Consider the following 15,339-nt stretch of genomic DNA (forward strand, 5'->3'; position numbering starts at 1 on the left):
TGTATATTCTCAACTTTAGAATCAGAAATTGTTAATGTTATGTCGATATTAATCAACAATAGTTGATATGAAACTACCATTAATTAATAACTAGCCCTATTAACATGTTGATCTCAGTTTATATATCAATGATAAAAAAAGAGAAAACTGTTAATTTTCGTGTGTTATTAATAAGAAACGATCAATTGTATGGATCTCTTGTTAATGTCTATCCACAATTATAGTTCTTTTAGTGTGTTTTCCTTTTTGTTTTCTAATAGAAATCTGTTGTAGTAGATAAAATTTTTAACTAATGTGGATTTTAAAAACCCGAAATCTGCTTCTATGTGCATTTCTACTATTTAATTGTCAATGTCATATTAATGTTAAATGCAAATTTTTGATATAACATTAATAATTCAATAGCATGTCTCTTTACGTTTTGCTTTTAGACTATATGTCATTGCGATTAAATTTTAACTATGTTTTGATAGTGTGAAAACATCTTTTAGGATAGATCATCACTAAATTTGCTTCGAGTAAACCTCCACAGAAGAAAATTTTCACCGATATAGATTTTGAAATCTCGAAATCCATAAACGCTTTCGCTTTTGATACCTTATTGTTAACGTCTTATCAACATCAATTAGAATAATATCGATAACAAAAGAATACGAGTGCTTAACATGTTAATCTCAAGTTACATGTTAATGATAAATGAAAAGAAAACTGTTATTTTTTGATGTCACTAATAAGAAACCATCAATTGTATGGATTTCTTGTTAGCTTCTAACCACAATTATAGTTCTATTAAAGTGTTTTTTTGTTTTTCGATAGAAATCTGTTGTGGTAGATAAATTTATAACTAATACAAATCTCGAAGACCTAAGATCTGTATTTATGTGTATTTTAACTACTTAATTGTTAATGTCATATTAATGTTAAACGCAAATTGTTGATATGAGATTAACAATATAAACAGTATTCCTTTCTATGTGTTGTTTTTAGACTAAATGTCAATGATAAATAAAGGGTAAAATGCTGTCATCATTTATTATCCCAATTAAATTTTCAACTATGTTTTAATGGTGTCGAGACATTTTCTAGGATAGATCATCACTAGATTCACTTCAAGAAAACTGCCGAAGAAGAAAAAATTCAATCGATATAGATTTTGAAATCTTGAAAGCTATAAACGATTCTTCTTTTTTGAAATCTTATTGTCAATGTTATGTCAATCTTATTCGAAATGATATTGATAACAAAAGGAAATAATCAATTAACATGTTAATCTCAGTTAACATGTTAATAACAAATAAGAGATTGAAAACCATTTCTCTTTTCATTGGTATCGACATGAGATTGATAGTTTCATGGTGTTTCTTTTTTTATGTCGTACTAGCATTTAAACATTTGCAAAGGTAGTTTATTAATTAACTTATTTCCGTACAATCAGTTGGAGTGGATTAATGTTCATCTAATATAGATTTTGAAGTTTAGATAGGTACAAACGTTTTTGATAAGTAGCTGCTTGTTAATGTTATGTTAATGTTAACCGGTGGATACTAGTGATAAAGTTGGTGCGCTGCATTTGACATGTTAATCTCAGTTGATATGTCAATGTCAAATGCGGGTGAGATGTGTTGATTTTCTGTTGGTATCAACATGAGATTGATAATTATATGACTGTTTTATAGTCCGTATTCTAAAGTGTTTTTGAGTAGGATTAATTAAATTTGAACAAAATATAATCTTATGATGCTTGTTTACAAGAAAACGATTATGGTTAACAACTGTGCCCTTAATAGCGCAATTAATTGGTTATTAGAGAGTATACTGTACCAAAAAAAGTTAGCAGAAAAACATTAGTGGACGGTTAATAAGGAGGCTCCTTATAGCTTAGTAAATATAGATTGCTAAAATAGTATTTAATTCCGAAGAAGTTCTCGCTTCAAAAGGTCCAAAAGGGGTTAAGCAGTAAGATGCCCATGTATAATTATAGTGGGAGTTTAATAATATTATAATTAACCTCTAGATTAAATAAAGAATTTTTAGTATATTCTTATTATAACTTGTTAATTTTTTTAATTTCTAGTGATTACATGAAGCCCTTCGGGTTACGGATTAAATTACACGTTTGTGTGGTATTTAACCTCCGTATTCCAAAGGGCTTTTTTATTTGCTCAAGGGGAAAGGAGATATGTGATGTCAATTGAAAAGTTAGCAGCAAGTAGAATATTAAGGCCAGTGAGAAGCATGAATAAGGGGAGTAATGAGAGGTGGTTTGAATATTATAGAACAACGTGCCCTATATGTGGTAAGCAAGGATGGTGCATGGTTAATGATTCTGAAACTAAAATAATATGTGGACGAATTTCATCTGAAACAGTATTGGGGGAAGCAGGCTATTTACATATAATAGCTGAAGATCAAAAAAGGGGATATGACTTTTCTCAAAATCAGATGATTAAGGAACATAGGAAGAAAAATGATTACAACCTTGATATTATTTATACTTTATTCCTAGAATTTTTAGACATGCGAGATGAACATATTAAAATGTTAATGGGATCGAAACATAGGGTTACAAGTGAAGTAATAAATGTTAGAAATTACAAAAGTTTTCCTATTAAACCTTGGGATACTACGAAAGAGCTAATAAAAAAAGTAGGAGGGAAAACAAGCTATATTGTTGGAATTCCAGGATTTTATGCAAAAGAAACAAAGGATGGAAGATATTTTACGTTTGCAGGAAGGAGAGATTCTTTATTAATACCGCAGAGAAATATATATAATCAGATATGCGGTTTTCAATGTAGAATTGATAATCCTGAATATATGACAGTTGTAAAAAATCATAAACCAAGCTTTAAGGCAGAAGTTATTGAGCAACCCAATGTTATAGAGGTGACCTATAAAATCAATGGGAAGATAGAGTCTATATTTAAAGGTAAAATCGATGTTAAAGAATGGTATGAAATTAATTATGAAGGTGAAAAATTAGGTGAAGTACAATTAAAGTTAGAAAGTAAATATATTTGGATCAGTTCAGGTGGGAAATTCCATGGAACAGGAGCTGGGAACCCATTGCCAATACATGTAGCAGTACCTAGTCGAGAGTTGAAAAGTTTGGAACGTGGAGAACTAATAAAAAAGGATAATGTATGGATTTCAGAAGGCGCTCTAAAGTCTGATATTGCTGCAGAAAATTTAGACGAGCTTCTAACAAATGAGGAAAAAGTATTGTATGGTACCACAGTTGTATCAATACCAGGGGTTAAAGTATGGAGAATATTAATTGAACCATTGAAAAAAATGGGAGTTAGACAGGCGACGTTCGCTTTAGATATGGATATGATTACAAATTCAGATGTTCAGCGGTCGTTATTAGAATGTGCGCAAGCGCTTTATCAAGAAGGGATAAGTATTAATTATGCAAGTTGGGATATTAATCTTGGAAAGGGTCTAGATGATTTACTGTTAAACGATTATATTCCAGCAATAGAGAAAGTGAGATAAACGCTATTTTAATTGAAGTGAATTAAGATATATATTAATAAGGGGTAGAAATGATTCAGTACTTTTCTATACCATAACTAGAATGAGTGGGTTTTATAAAATCGAAGGATGTATTGTATAGAAGAATACAATACATCCATTGTTTTATACGTATTCTTGATAGTCATCAGGGTTTAAATTGTATATATAATTAGTTTAATCATAAGGAAATGATGGATATTTTAATATCCTGGTAATTTTTGAAATTTTTAGAATAATTCATTTTACATTTTGTTATAATCCTATATCATATACATACAGGAGAAATTTGGAAGAGTTTTGAAGGAGAAGTTTCGTATCTATGTAATACCGATAGTAGTTTTTAAGTACTAAATAATACTATTTATGTATACGAGGTGAAACAAATGGGGAGACGAGTAAGCGAGAAGAAAACAAAAGAGCAGTTTTTATATGAAAGAAGAAGACAATTAGAAATAATGGAAGGTATTAGTAGCATCTGCAAAGGATGCGATATTTATATAGAATTGAGAAAAACGAAAGCACATAAAGAAGTTGCCAATACATGCGCAAGGAACTGTAAGTTGATTAGTAACGTACAAAAGGAGACAAAGATGTTTTTAGAAACAATTCGTTAAAAATGAGAAGGGAGGAATAAGTATGAATCAATCATATAGCAGCTTGAATCGCGATGAGTCATTAAATAAAACTATAACACAAGGTTCTACTGCAAGAAGTATTAAGCCAATGGCTTATCCAGAAGGTAACACTTTTGAAATTAAGGAAATAGGAAATTATCAGGTACTTTCAAAACAAGAAAGTTTAAATTTATTTCAGCGGTACAAACATGGTGAAAAGGATCTACGTGATTATTTGTTTCATGTGAATGTAGGGTTAGTATTATCTATTGCAAGAAAGTACAAAAACAAGCACCCTGATATAGAGTTTGATGATCTGGTTCAAGAAGGAAATGAGGGAATGTTACGGGCAATGGAAGATTTTAATCCAGCTTTAGGCTATTGCTTTTCCACATACGCTTTTTGGTGGATACAAAAAAGGATGTTAGGAATTATATGTAAAAAAAGGTCGGGACCTTTTAAAATACCTAACTATGTGAATCAATTTAATTTAAAATATGTCGAATTAGAAGATAAATATTTACAAATGTACAACAGACCCCCTTCGGTGGAGGAAGTTGTAAAAGAGTTAGATGTAACTAGCGAAATAGTCATTAGGCACAACGTATATTATAAGCGAGCTACTACTATGACTTTGGATATAGATACAATAAATGAAGATATAGGTATATCAAATTCATCCCATGATGATAAATCAGCAATTCCTTCAATAAATGAGATGGTAATTGAAGACTTAAATTACGAGATATGGTTAATATTTGATGAAGTATTAAACCCAAAACAAAAGATGGTACTAAATCTATGTTTTGGTCTTTTAGATGGTAAAGTGTATTTGCATAAAGAAATTGCAAAAGCACTTATGATAACAACTGAAAGAGTGTCACAAATAAAGGAAGAAGCAATTAAAAAATTGAAGAAATGTGACTATAAAGATGAAATTTTTAATCTACTACATGAAAAGTTGAAAGTTATGGATGAACTTAATATGGTGTGAAAATATAAACTCATATATCCCTGAATATTCAATGCAGTAAGTGTGTAGTATCTTTTTTTATCTAAAATTTGAAACAAAGTGATGCATTAAGAGGAGAACATGTACTATGAATTCAATAGATGTAAAGTAAAAAGAAGGATAAATGGGTGCAGACCATTTATCCTTTTTTAATTTATCATGCTTAAAAAATAATATTATCACTAATTTTCCTTAGTTTTTTTGTGGAAATATCTAATGATTAATTATGAAGGATGAATAATTTAATTACTCTCATTAATGAGGTACTGATAGAAAGGAGGCTGTTGTTGTTTTATGCAAAATAATAGAAAAAGAAACGTAATTAAAGAAAGAATTAGACAAGAAAAAGAACGACGTGAGCGATTACTAGCAGAGGAAGAAGAACAATATGAGGATGTCTACAAAGATCCAATAAATGAGCAAATACAACAAGAGCATTCAGAACAGCCGCGGAACCAACGTGAAGAAAGTGTAAATGTAAATTTACCAAAAAATGAACCTTCAAATAGTAACCCAGCTCTTGCTTGGATCACTACAATTCAAAAACAGGCAGGCACTTCTGAAAATGATTTAAAAATAGAAGAAGCAAGGGAACGTGAAGAAGAAGCACGTAGAAAGGCAGAAGAAGAAGCAAGAAAACAAGCAGGAGCAGAAGCGCGTAGAAAAGCAGAGGAAGAAGCAAGAAAACGTGAAGAAGTGGAAGCGCGTAGAAAAGCAGAGGAAGAAGCAAGGGAACGTGAAGAAGTGGAAGCACGTAGAAAGGCCGAAGAAGAAGCAAGAAAACGTGAAGAAGTGGAAGCACGTAAAAAGGCCGAAGAAGAAGCAAGAAAACGAGCAGAAGCGGAAACGCGTAGAAGGGCCGAAGAAGAAGCAAGAAAACGAGCAGAAGCGGAAACGCGTAGAAGGGCCGAAGAAGAAGCAAGAAAAGAAGCAGAAGCACGACGGAAGGAAGAAGAGAAAAAACTTGAAGAAGTAAGAAAAAGAAGATTAGAGGAAGAAAAGAAAATAAAAGAAGCACAAAAGAGACAAAAAATAGCTGTGGTGAAAAGGGAGCCCGATATTGATGAAATTAATTTAAATAATGAAAGAAATCTACCAAATGAACCTAAATTTGAACAAGAAGAGAAAGTCGCAATCGATAAAAAAGGAATCTTAAATAATATGAAAAAATTAAAGTACGCTATTATAGGAATCGCATCAATTGTTTTATTAGTAGTAGCAGGTTTTGCCTTTAGCAATATGAAAAATTCACAGGCTGCATCTGCAAATAATGTAAATAGTTTAGAAGTTAATGCGAATTTAATAAATGGGTTAAGATTATCTGCAGTTCAAAAATATCAAGATGCTGCCTTGGAATTTGATAAAGTCGATTATAAAAAGTTAGGAAAAGAAGATAAAAAGGCAGTTTTATTTACGTATCTATTAAGCGGTAAAGCACAAAAAGCAATTGACTTAGAACAAGATTTTGCAGAATCAGTAGTTTCATATTATATAGCTGTAGATAATTTGAAAAAAGTAAAAGAATTAAAAACAAAAAATCCACTAATTAATTTTGAAATTGCTGCATTAGATAACAAACATGAAGAAGTTATCAATTTAAGAGATCAAGTGCCACTAGATGGCAGAAGAGAAGGAATTATTGTTAATAGTTATTTGAAATTAAATAAATCTGAGGAAGCTAAAAAATTTGCTCAAAAGGTTGGAAATAAGGATTTACTCGAAAAAATTAATAATTCTACACCTAATAGTTCTGCTACTTCTGTAGCAACTATAAGTGCAGGTTAGGTAATGAGGAGGAATTGATTGTGCCTTTAGATTATTCGAAAATTTTAAAGAAAGTGTTACTTACGACTACTGTAACTACCTTAAGTGTTGGGGTAGTTACAGGCTGCTCGCTGTTTTCTTCTGAAAAAAAGAGCACTAAAACGGCATCAGTATCTAAAAAGAAAAAGGATAGTGAAAAAGAAAAGAAAAAAGATGAGAAGAAAGATGAAAGTAAGAATGAAACGACTGAAAATCTAAATACTAATGATTTTGATGAAATCATTGATAATGCAAAACGTAGCTCTGATCAAAATTTAGCCGGTATCATTGAAAATATCAAAACCAAAAAGAAATTTGATGACTTAACAGATTCAATTGCAACCGCAGCTATAAACTCAGATCGAAACTTAGCATCAGTTATTGACGGTGATAAATCAAATAATCGTTTTTCAGATTTAAATACTTCAATTGCATCAGCAACAAACAATCCTTCTGTCTCGGATAATAAGGATAGTAAGAACTTTGTATTTGGTGGCGATCTAAATATTAATGATGGTGTGGCTATTGCAGATAACTCAATACCTCCAATTAATAATGATAAAAAGCCACCTACTTCTAGTGACACTAGTGGCGGGGAAGTGAAACCGCCAACAGGTGGTGAAGGTAATAATGGAGGTGGTACAAAACCACCAACAGGCGGAGATGATAACGATGGTGGAGGCGGTACAAAACCACCAACAGGCGGAGATGGTAACGATGGTGGAGGCGGTACAAAACCACCAACAGGTGGAGATAATGATGGTGGTGGTACAACAAAACCAGAAAAGGATACAGTGGCACCAGTAATAACAGCGAAGCAAGGTGTAACTGTATATGTAGGAGATAGCTTAAATACAGGGGATTTGGTAGACGTAAGAGATAATAAAGATCCAAACCCAGAGGTAACAGTGGGAGCGTATGATACAAGTAAGGTAGGAGAAATCCAAGTAACAGTAACGGCAACAGATGCATCGGGAAATAGCTCAAGTACAACAGTAACTGTCAACGTAGTCGAGAAAGAAGAAGAAAAGGATACAGAAGCACCAGTAATTACAGTGAAACAAGGTGTAACTGTATATGTAGGAGATAGCTTAAACGCAGGAGATTTGGTAGACGTAAGAGATAATAAAGATCCAAACCCAGTGGTAACAGTGGGGGCGTACGATACAAGTGAGGCAGGGGAAATTCAAGTAACAGTAACGGCAACAGATGCATCAGGAAATAGCTCAAGTACAACAGTAACCGTTAAGGTAGTAGAAAAAGAAGAAGAAAAAGATACGGAAGCACCAGTAATTACAGTGAAACAAGGTGTAACTGTACATGTAGGAGATAGCTTAAACAAAGGAGATTTGGTAGACGTAAGAGATAATAAAGATCCAAACCCAGTGGTAACAGTGGAAGCATACGACACAAGTAAAGCAGGGGAAATTCAAGTAATAGTAACGGCAACAGATGCATCAGGAAATAGCTCAAGTACAACAGTAACCGTTAAAGTAGTAGAAAATGAAGAGGAAAAAGATACAGAAGCACCTGTAATTACAGCAAAACAAGATGTAACTGTACATGTAGGAGATAGCTTAAATGCAGAAGATTTAGTAGAAGTAAAAGATAATAAAGATTCAAACCCAGTAGTAACAGTTGGAGTGTACGATACAAGTAAACCAGGTACAATATCAATTCAAGTAACGGCAACTGATAATGCGGGTAACAGCTCAACTGTAACGGTAACAGTAAAAGTAGTAGAAAAGGAAGAGGAGAAGGATACGGAAGCACCAGTAATAACAGCGAAACAAGTTGTAACCGTACATGTGGGAGATAAATTAAGTCCAGGAAGTTTAGCGAGTGTAAAAGATAATAAAGATTCAAATCCAATAGTAACAGTAGGAGCATATGATACAAGTAAGCCAGGCACAATATCAGTTCAAGTAACGGCAACTGATAAGGCAGGAAACAGCTCAACTGAAACAGTAAATGTGGTAGTTCTTGAGAAAGAAAAGCCAGAACAGAAAACAGCAGAAACAACATCTAAAGAGCAGGGTAATGGATTACTTGCATTAAATTCTAATGATGTAGCTAAATAAGATTTTAGAAGGTTCATCTATCAGTTTTTGTATCAGTCGAACTTAACTAATCAAAATTATATTGTAAAAAGCTCCGACTGTCCTACAGTTGGAGCTTTTTTATATGTTTAATTAATTCTATTACAATTTCATAAATTTATTGAGTGGTTTATAGCGTAGAACTACCTTGCCTTCTATATTATTCAAATTTATAAAGCCTATTTCTTTAAATCTGCTGTCTAAACTTTCTTCGCGATTATCTCCTAATACAAAAATTGTATCATTCGGAACCCTATCGAAACCGTAAATACTTTTTAATGAAAAATCAGCTGTATTACCTTTTGCGTATAGATCTTTTACCACAAGTCCATTTATATAAAGCTGCTGTGATTTATATTCTATTGTATCTCCAGGTAAACCAATTACTCTTTTTATAATTGTTTTATTATTAGAAGTGTTTTCTAGGTGGGGATTAACAACAACTATATCAAATCTTTGCAGATCGTCTATTGAATGGGTGAGGTGATTAATTAAAACCTTGTCATTATTAAATAAGGTATTTTCCATAGAGACTCCAGAAACCTTATATGGAAAAAAAACGAACTGTCTTAGTAAAAGTAAGGTAACGCCAATTATAAATATTAATATTGGAAAAACAGAAATTAGACGTTTTTTCAATTATAAATCAAACTCCATTCTGAGGGTTTATTATATTCATCATAACATAAATTTAACGGATTAAATATTCTGAACATTGTTGTTTTTGTAGGTGTAATTTGTTAAAATTAAGTATACCTTTTTTTAATTTCAATTTTTATATCCATAACTACTATAGCCCTTTCGGGGTTTCGATTTTCAAAGATAGTTTGAGTTTTTTACTTTTACTTTCTTTTTAAATATAACTCCGAAAAGGGCTTTTTTGCGTTTTTTTGGAGAACATCACATTGTGAAAGGATCAAGATTTTATGAAGATTAAAAGATTATTTTTAGTATTAGGCGTTTTAGCTATGGTGTTGGTTTTATATAACACCTTTATAAAGGATGAACCTCAAACAGATGCTTTAACTTCAATCAAAGTAGAAGATTTGAAAAAAAGATTCAATACGATTATTTGCTTGAAGATGAATTATCACAAAATGTGATTAATGACATAGGTGGGCAATTCAAATTAATATTTGATGATATTGATAAGAACGGTCACGTAACTATTTATCAAAACAAAAAAGAACTAGAAATGTTTTTAGGAAATCATATAACTACTGCAGAATTAGCTGATGAATTTACATCAGACTATTTTAGTACAGATAAGAATTACAAAGTTACTTATAAAAGTAAACCAAGTCTATTTAATTATGAAGAACCAAGAACTGTTACAAAAGTAAAAAAAAGGATTGTTTTTGGTAAAACAAAACGACTTAATTCTGGAATTTAAATATGTACCAGAAATAGATGGATTTCGAATTTCTGAAATTACATATTTAAAATAAAAAAATATTAGGAGGAATTTATTATGTTAGTACAAATTAGAACTATTATTGCTGATGCATTAAGAATTGATGCAGAAGTGAATGGTTTTTTGAAGTATTGTACTAATCATGGGAAAATAGTTAAAAAAATAACACCAAGCCGGTTCATGGAACGTGAACAAGGCCAACCGCTTTTGGTTATAGTAATTGAATATGAAGAGAAAAATTAATGGCAGTTATAAAAAAGACGAGGATCAATTCCTTGTCTTTTTTATTTTCTAAGAAGGGTGGATATATCGACTATGAAAATGATAAAAAAAGTGCCCGTCTTTAATTACAAAGAATTTGAGAATTGTTTGTTAGAGATGAATAATCGTGAATCAGATGTGGCTAATTTAATGGTACCTATTGATTTAGCAAAAGTTCTAAAGTTTATACGTGAAGATTCATTCTTGGTTAAAGAGCTATTGGATCAGAACTTTCAACCTGAATCTATAGTGGCAGCTGTTGATTATATGCGGCCTAAAATAGTTGGAAATTATACTATTTTACACAAGATTACAAGGAATAATGCAGTGGATTTAATAAAAGGAAATCCAAATGAGGAAATTATAAAACAACAAGAAGAGAGCGGTTATACAGGGCAAACAGTAACAGGGCTAAGAGTGAAAGGTGAAACAATTTTAGCACCTGTTGCTGAATTGTATCCAGATGTTTTAACAGATGAGGGTACAATAGCACCCAGTGATATTTCGTGTGATCAAGTAATAGTATCGCAGCCACAAAGGCGCATTACAAATCAATACTCGGCTTTGGCGGTTAATAATATGTTGAATTTTATTGTTAATCAATATTTGATTTTAAATCATCATATGGTATTTCATGCGAAAAAGGGATACAGCAGGGTATTTCCTGTAACTGAGGAACAAAGAAAGCTGTTTAATCTAACAAATAAGGGTATTAAAGAATAATTATTTAAAATATGTAATTTGATTTTGAGTATCAAACGGGATATTGAAAGGAGAATGAATAATGAATAAGTGTACATTTTGTGGAAGAAAATCAGATTTTTATGATACTAAAATTGTAGGCGGTTATCAAATATTATCATGTTGTACAGATTGTGAAGAAGAAATTCTATTAGGGCAAGAAGGTTAATAGATTAAAAACGTTAATTTAGAGTGAGTAGAATAGTAGAAGTGTATGGATTTATAAGTCCATACACTTCACTTCATAATGAATTAATTTGTGCAGAAATTTATATACCTAATTGAGTTTATTCTATTATTTATCTTTTATTAACATATCCATAAACTCATTATTCAATTTCATACCCTCATCAAATAAAACAGGAACTTTTTCAGCTGTTTTACTTTCTTTCATCTCTGGGTCAAAATATAGTAAATCTAAGAGTTCGTGGAATTTTTTTTCTGCTTCTCTATATTTTTTCTCTGCATCATCAAACTTCTTAGGTGGAACAGTACCTGATATTTTATATAAGTGTTCCCTAGCATTTTTTTCAAGCGTTTTTATTTCATATGAACTTCTTTCAGATAGTTTTCCATCTCCAAAACAATCATAAAACTTCCTAATTTCTACCCTAACTACATCGATATATTCCTCTTGTGTTACACGTCTGTGTTCCCGCTGTTTTTTGATTAGACTTTCTTTTGCATCACTACCTAAGGATTTTTCAAAAGCTTCATACTGCTTAACCAACTTTTCTAAATCCTTTTCACTAAAGCTTTTATGTACAGCAGTTACATTTTTAAGGTTTCCTTTTGCTTCATCTACTAACTTAGCAAATAAATCTAGATATTTTTCATATTCTTTATCTGCAGTTCTATATTCAGATGGTGCAGAGATCTTTTTTGCCTCTTTCATAATAGAAATTGCTTTGTCAATATATTTTTTTCTTTCATCAACAGAAATTGATGTATCTTCAACTTCCTCTAACTCTTTATTAATTAAATATTCCTTTTCTGCGACAGCTTCTAAATAGCCATCCTTATCGTTCTTAAAATCATAGTCATTCTGAGCTGGCGAACATGCCGATAAAAATAATACAAAGCATAATGCAGTCACCTTAATTTTAATTAAATTCATAAATTTCTCCTTTCTAATATACGAAACAAATAATTATTGTACCATAAAATCTTAATGTTTTCTTTCTGGAATAATGAGTAAACTTCTTAAATTTAATAACTGAAGAGAGGGAATGCGTCTGGTGGGTAATGCTTTGAAATCATTGGTTAATTAGCATTGGATTCTCAGCAAAAAAATGGAGATGAAATTTACATGTATTGTAGTGAAAAGATAAAAATATTGGTTTTTTATTTTGGGGATTAAGAATTATATGTTCATAAAAATTATAGAGTGGCTACACTGATTTTATATATGAATTGGCTGTTTTTAGTTATTGATATGGTATAATAAGTATATAATTTTTTTCTTTTTTTTCTGTAATTAAAGCAACCTATCGGGTTGAAGAGTACGCATTTTTAATGTGTTATGTCTTCTCCTTTTAGGTTGCTTTTTTATTTTGCTTAAAAAAGGAGTGATAATTTGAATCATTTATTGAGACTTTCAGAAACAATACATCCTGTTACTTTAAATGCTTATCGATGGAAAATTACTAAAGGGAAACTTATTACCAAACGATTAATTAGAATCGATACAGAACTCGAAGGTGTTAGAGTAGGTGATACGGTTTATATTCATGTAGGAGATGTTATCTCATATATCACAGCCGCTGAATGGGATCAGTATCAAAAAGAACAACATGTAATTGAAGATAGTAACAATAAGATGGTAACTTGTAATATTCGTCATAGAACCTTATTTTAATAAAAAAGATAAAAAAGGAGTGTATATTGATGAATGTGTCTATTTATAATCGCGAAAATAAAGAATGGAAAGAGAGAAAAGAAACAAAAAAAGCAGTTTTAACGAAGTACTGAAGACATTGCAAATTCTTGAAAAAATTTAGACGGGAATACCTGTATTGCACCGACAGAAATAGATTTGGGAAAATATACAGAATTAATAAAGATGGAAAATATAATACGAAATAAGCTAATAGGATATCAAGAAGATTTTTATTTTTTTGATATATAGTATTATTTCTTATTTAAGCGTAAGGTATTGTGGTTAATACATGAGACAGGAACTAGAATAATAAATTTATACAATTATGAAAACGTTGAGGAAAAACAGGTAGCATTTGAGATACTGGCATTCTATATTCATTAAAATTGTATTGTACTTTACAGCATAATTGATAGGAGATTGAAAAAAGTAAATAATAATCAGGTTTTCGAATTATTAGAAAGTATAAAGGTATCAAAGAATTTGATTTGTTAACTTGAGAAAGTTAAATAATAGAAAAACTTTCTGAATTTAAAGATAAAACAAACCTCATTGTGATATAATTTAGTTGCATTTTTTTCTTTTTCTTTTTTATATCAATAACTACTTATAACCTTTCGGGTTAATGAAATTACACAAAAAGGAACTTTATGTTACCTTATTTCATTGTGTAAACAATTCATTTTCCTGGAAGGTTATTTGTTTTTGCCTGAAAGGGGTGATGCTATGTCATAGGAACTAATTATTAAATAGAAACTGCTGCTGCAATGTCAAAAGTTTTTCGAAAAGGGGTGCATATTATGTTGGTTACAGTAATTGTGTCAGTTGTGGCTGGTATGGTCTCAGGGTTGGCTAGTCATTACATCACAAACAAAAAGTTTTGTTGCCTCGTAAGAGCAAGCTTGCATTTCACCCGGGTTTCTTGGGAGAGATGTTTGTAGGCAGTATTGCTTCACTCGTTGGTGTCGCAATGTTTAACCCTGAAACAATGATGGAAATTCTTAAGGTGAGTATTCTTGCTGGGGTTTCAGGGCAAGCCTTCTTGCTGCACAATCGCTTGGCAACGGAACAAGTCAAAAGCAACGAGATTCAGTCGATTTCAAAGAAATTGACCGAACTCGAAAAAAAGAATAAGGAATGAAAGAGGAGTAATCTGGTATAAATAGAAATAGAGAGATGAGGAGATTTGGTTATGTAACGGCCAAATACAAAGAGTTGAGTTGAGGTGAGGTGAGCCCCATGTCTCGAAAGGAAGTTTTTGATTATCTAGATGATCAAGAAAAGGAAGATTTAGCAGAATGGACAGAAGAGCTTATGAATGCTCAATCTACGAAAGCAGTTAAACTTTATTCAAGTAAGATAAAGGAACTGCTAGGAAAGATTGAACAACGAATGATTAGTTCAGGAGAGGAAGCAGCGACGATTAGCTTCTAATTGAATAGCAAGAAATAGAAAAGCTGATGGAGGTTTTATCCATCAGCTTTTCTTTATTATAAAAAAAATTTCTAAGAAAACAGAGAAGATGGTTGATTTGCTTTGTTATTAAAAAAAATATGAGGAGTGTTTACAATGAGTACAGATTTATTACAAGAATTATTAGAGGTTGATCAAAAAGCAAGAGAACAAGAAAGTATTCATTTAATACAAAACTTTTTCAATTTAGGTGTTTCAGTTGAAATCATAGAGGAAGCAACTTCAGTAAGTGTAGAAGATATAAAAAGGATTGTTAATAGGTGAACTACCCGCCACTTAACGTCCTAACGGACTGTTTGAAGTGGGGGCTTCTCGGTTAGTCGTTACTTTTGGTAGCTAACGAATTCGTCCTAAGACATCCGAGCTAACTCCCTTGTTCCAAGGGTTATTTTATTACTATCTATGCTAACGCTAATAGGCGTATTGCTTCATTTTTGATATTGATAGCTGCGTTATAATCTCTATCGAGATTTACACCGCATATACAAGAATAGACTCGCTCAGACAATGACATATTTTTCACA

Annotated in this window: 14 protein-coding genes and 2 pseudogenes; 13 read left to right on the plus strand and 3 right to left on the minus strand. The window is 31.5% G+C overall.

Features of this window, described 5'->3' with window-relative positions:
• Nucleotides 1-2,184: 2,184 nt before the first annotated feature.
• The 5 genes from ACTFR3_RS28475 (at nucleotide 2,185) to ACTFR3_RS28495 (ending at nucleotide 9,029) form a co-directional block, all read left to right on the plus strand.
• The gene (locus tag ACTFR3_RS28475) at nucleotides 2,185-3,498 is read left to right on the plus strand and encodes a DUF3854 domain-containing protein (protein WP_048538511.1); all 1,314 of its coding nucleotides are present in this window, start codon (nucleotides 2,185-2,187) and stop codon (nucleotides 3,496-3,498) included.
• A 404-nt stretch (nucleotides 3,499-3,902) separates the two neighbouring features.
• Complete coding sequence (locus ACTFR3_RS28480) at nucleotides 3,903-4,133, plus strand: hypothetical protein (RefSeq protein WP_000533697.1); 231 nt, start codon at nucleotides 3,903-3,905, stop codon at nucleotides 4,131-4,133.
• Between the two features lie 22 nt (nucleotides 4,134-4,155).
• Nucleotides 4,156-5,127, plus strand: coding sequence for a sigma-70 family RNA polymerase sigma factor (locus ACTFR3_RS28485; protein WP_088326585.1), 972 nt, complete (start codon nucleotides 4,156-4,158; stop codon nucleotides 5,125-5,127).
• A gap of 312 nt (nucleotides 5,128-5,439) precedes the next feature.
• Nucleotides 5,440-6,930, plus strand: coding sequence for a hypothetical protein (locus tag ACTFR3_RS28490; RefSeq protein WP_440045086.1), 1,491 nt, complete (start codon nucleotides 5,440-5,442; stop codon nucleotides 6,928-6,930).
• Nucleotides 6,931-6,950: 20 nt separating this feature from the next.
• Nucleotides 6,951-9,029 (plus strand): adhesin, encoded by a 2,079-nt coding sequence (locus ACTFR3_RS28495; protein ID WP_440045087.1) that lies wholly within the window; start codon nucleotides 6,951-6,953, stop codon nucleotides 9,027-9,029.
• A gap of 120 nt (nucleotides 9,030-9,149) precedes the next feature.
• Here ACTFR3_RS28495 and lepB read toward each other — a convergent pair whose 3' ends face one another.
• A complete protein-coding gene (gene lepB / locus ACTFR3_RS28500; protein WP_048538507.1) occupies nucleotides 9,150-9,686 on the minus strand; it encodes a signal peptidase I in 537 nt (178 codons plus the stop codon).
• 287 nt (nucleotides 9,687-9,973) lie between these two features.
• Between lepB and ACTFR3_RS28505 the strand changes: the two are divergent.
• The 4 genes and pseudogenes from ACTFR3_RS28505 to ACTFR3_RS28520 all read left to right on the plus strand — a co-directional run bounded on the left by ACTFR3_RS28505 (nucleotide 9,974) and on the right by ACTFR3_RS28520 (nucleotide 11,632).
• A pseudogene (locus ACTFR3_RS28505) lies at nucleotides 9,974-10,495 on the plus strand (peptide ABC transporter ATP-binding protein).
• A 23-nt stretch (nucleotides 10,496-10,518) separates the two neighbouring features.
• On the plus strand, nucleotides 10,519-10,704 hold the full coding sequence (locus ACTFR3_RS28510) for a hypothetical protein (RefSeq protein ID WP_048538506.1): 186 nt from the start codon (nucleotides 10,519-10,521) through the stop codon (nucleotides 10,702-10,704).
• A 72-nt stretch (nucleotides 10,705-10,776) separates the two neighbouring features.
• The gene (locus ACTFR3_RS28515) at nucleotides 10,777-11,445 is read left to right on the plus strand and encodes a hypothetical protein (RefSeq protein WP_440045088.1); all 669 of its coding nucleotides are present in this window, start codon (nucleotides 10,777-10,779) and stop codon (nucleotides 11,443-11,445) included.
• 61 nt (nucleotides 11,446-11,506) lie between these two features.
• Complete coding sequence (locus tag ACTFR3_RS28520; RefSeq protein WP_440045089.1) at nucleotides 11,507-11,632, plus strand: hypothetical protein; 126 nt, start codon at nucleotides 11,507-11,509, stop codon at nucleotides 11,630-11,632.
• A 126-nt stretch (nucleotides 11,633-11,758) separates the two neighbouring features.
• On the opposite strand, the gene ACTFR3_RS28525 is transcribed toward ACTFR3_RS28520, so the two are convergent.
• Nucleotides 11,759-12,580 carry a hypothetical protein gene (locus tag ACTFR3_RS28525; RefSeq protein WP_440045090.1) on the minus strand — a complete coding sequence of 274 codons (822 nt, stop codon included), beginning with the start codon at nucleotides 12,578-12,580 and terminating at the stop codon, nucleotides 11,759-11,761.
• 459 nt (nucleotides 12,581-13,039) lie between these two features.
• Between ACTFR3_RS28525 and ACTFR3_RS28530 the strand changes: the two genes are divergently transcribed.
• From ACTFR3_RS28530 to ACTFR3_RS28545, 4 genes and pseudogenes are all read left to right on the plus strand, one after another.
• Complete coding sequence (locus ACTFR3_RS28530) at nucleotides 13,040-13,321, plus strand: hypothetical protein (protein WP_173602540.1); 282 nt, start codon at nucleotides 13,040-13,042, stop codon at nucleotides 13,319-13,321.
• Between the two features lie 821 nt (nucleotides 13,322-14,142).
• Nucleotides 14,143-14,483: pseudogene (locus tag ACTFR3_RS28535) on the plus strand (DUF4257 domain-containing protein).
• Between the two features lie 98 nt (nucleotides 14,484-14,581).
• The gene (locus ACTFR3_RS28540; RefSeq protein WP_074593310.1) at nucleotides 14,582-14,776 is read left to right on the plus strand and encodes a hypothetical protein; all 195 of its coding nucleotides are present in this window, start codon (nucleotides 14,582-14,584) and stop codon (nucleotides 14,774-14,776) included.
• A 135-nt stretch (nucleotides 14,777-14,911) separates the two neighbouring features.
• Nucleotides 14,912-15,079 carry a hypothetical protein gene (locus ACTFR3_RS28545; protein ID WP_017657947.1) on the plus strand — a complete coding sequence of 56 codons (168 nt, stop codon included), beginning with the start codon at nucleotides 14,912-14,914 and terminating at the stop codon, nucleotides 15,077-15,079.
• A gap of 136 nt (nucleotides 15,080-15,215) precedes the next feature.
• Here ACTFR3_RS28545 and ACTFR3_RS28550 read toward each other — a convergent pair.
• Nucleotides 15,216-15,339 (minus strand): zinc ribbon domain-containing protein (locus tag ACTFR3_RS28550; protein WP_272514186.1); only part of this gene is annotated, 124 nt, incomplete at its 5' end.

Source organism: Bacillus cereus group sp. MYBK14-1 (assembly GCF_051916885.1).
Lineage (GTDB): Bacteria > Bacillota > Bacilli > Bacillales > Bacillaceae_G > Bacillus_A > Bacillus_A cereus.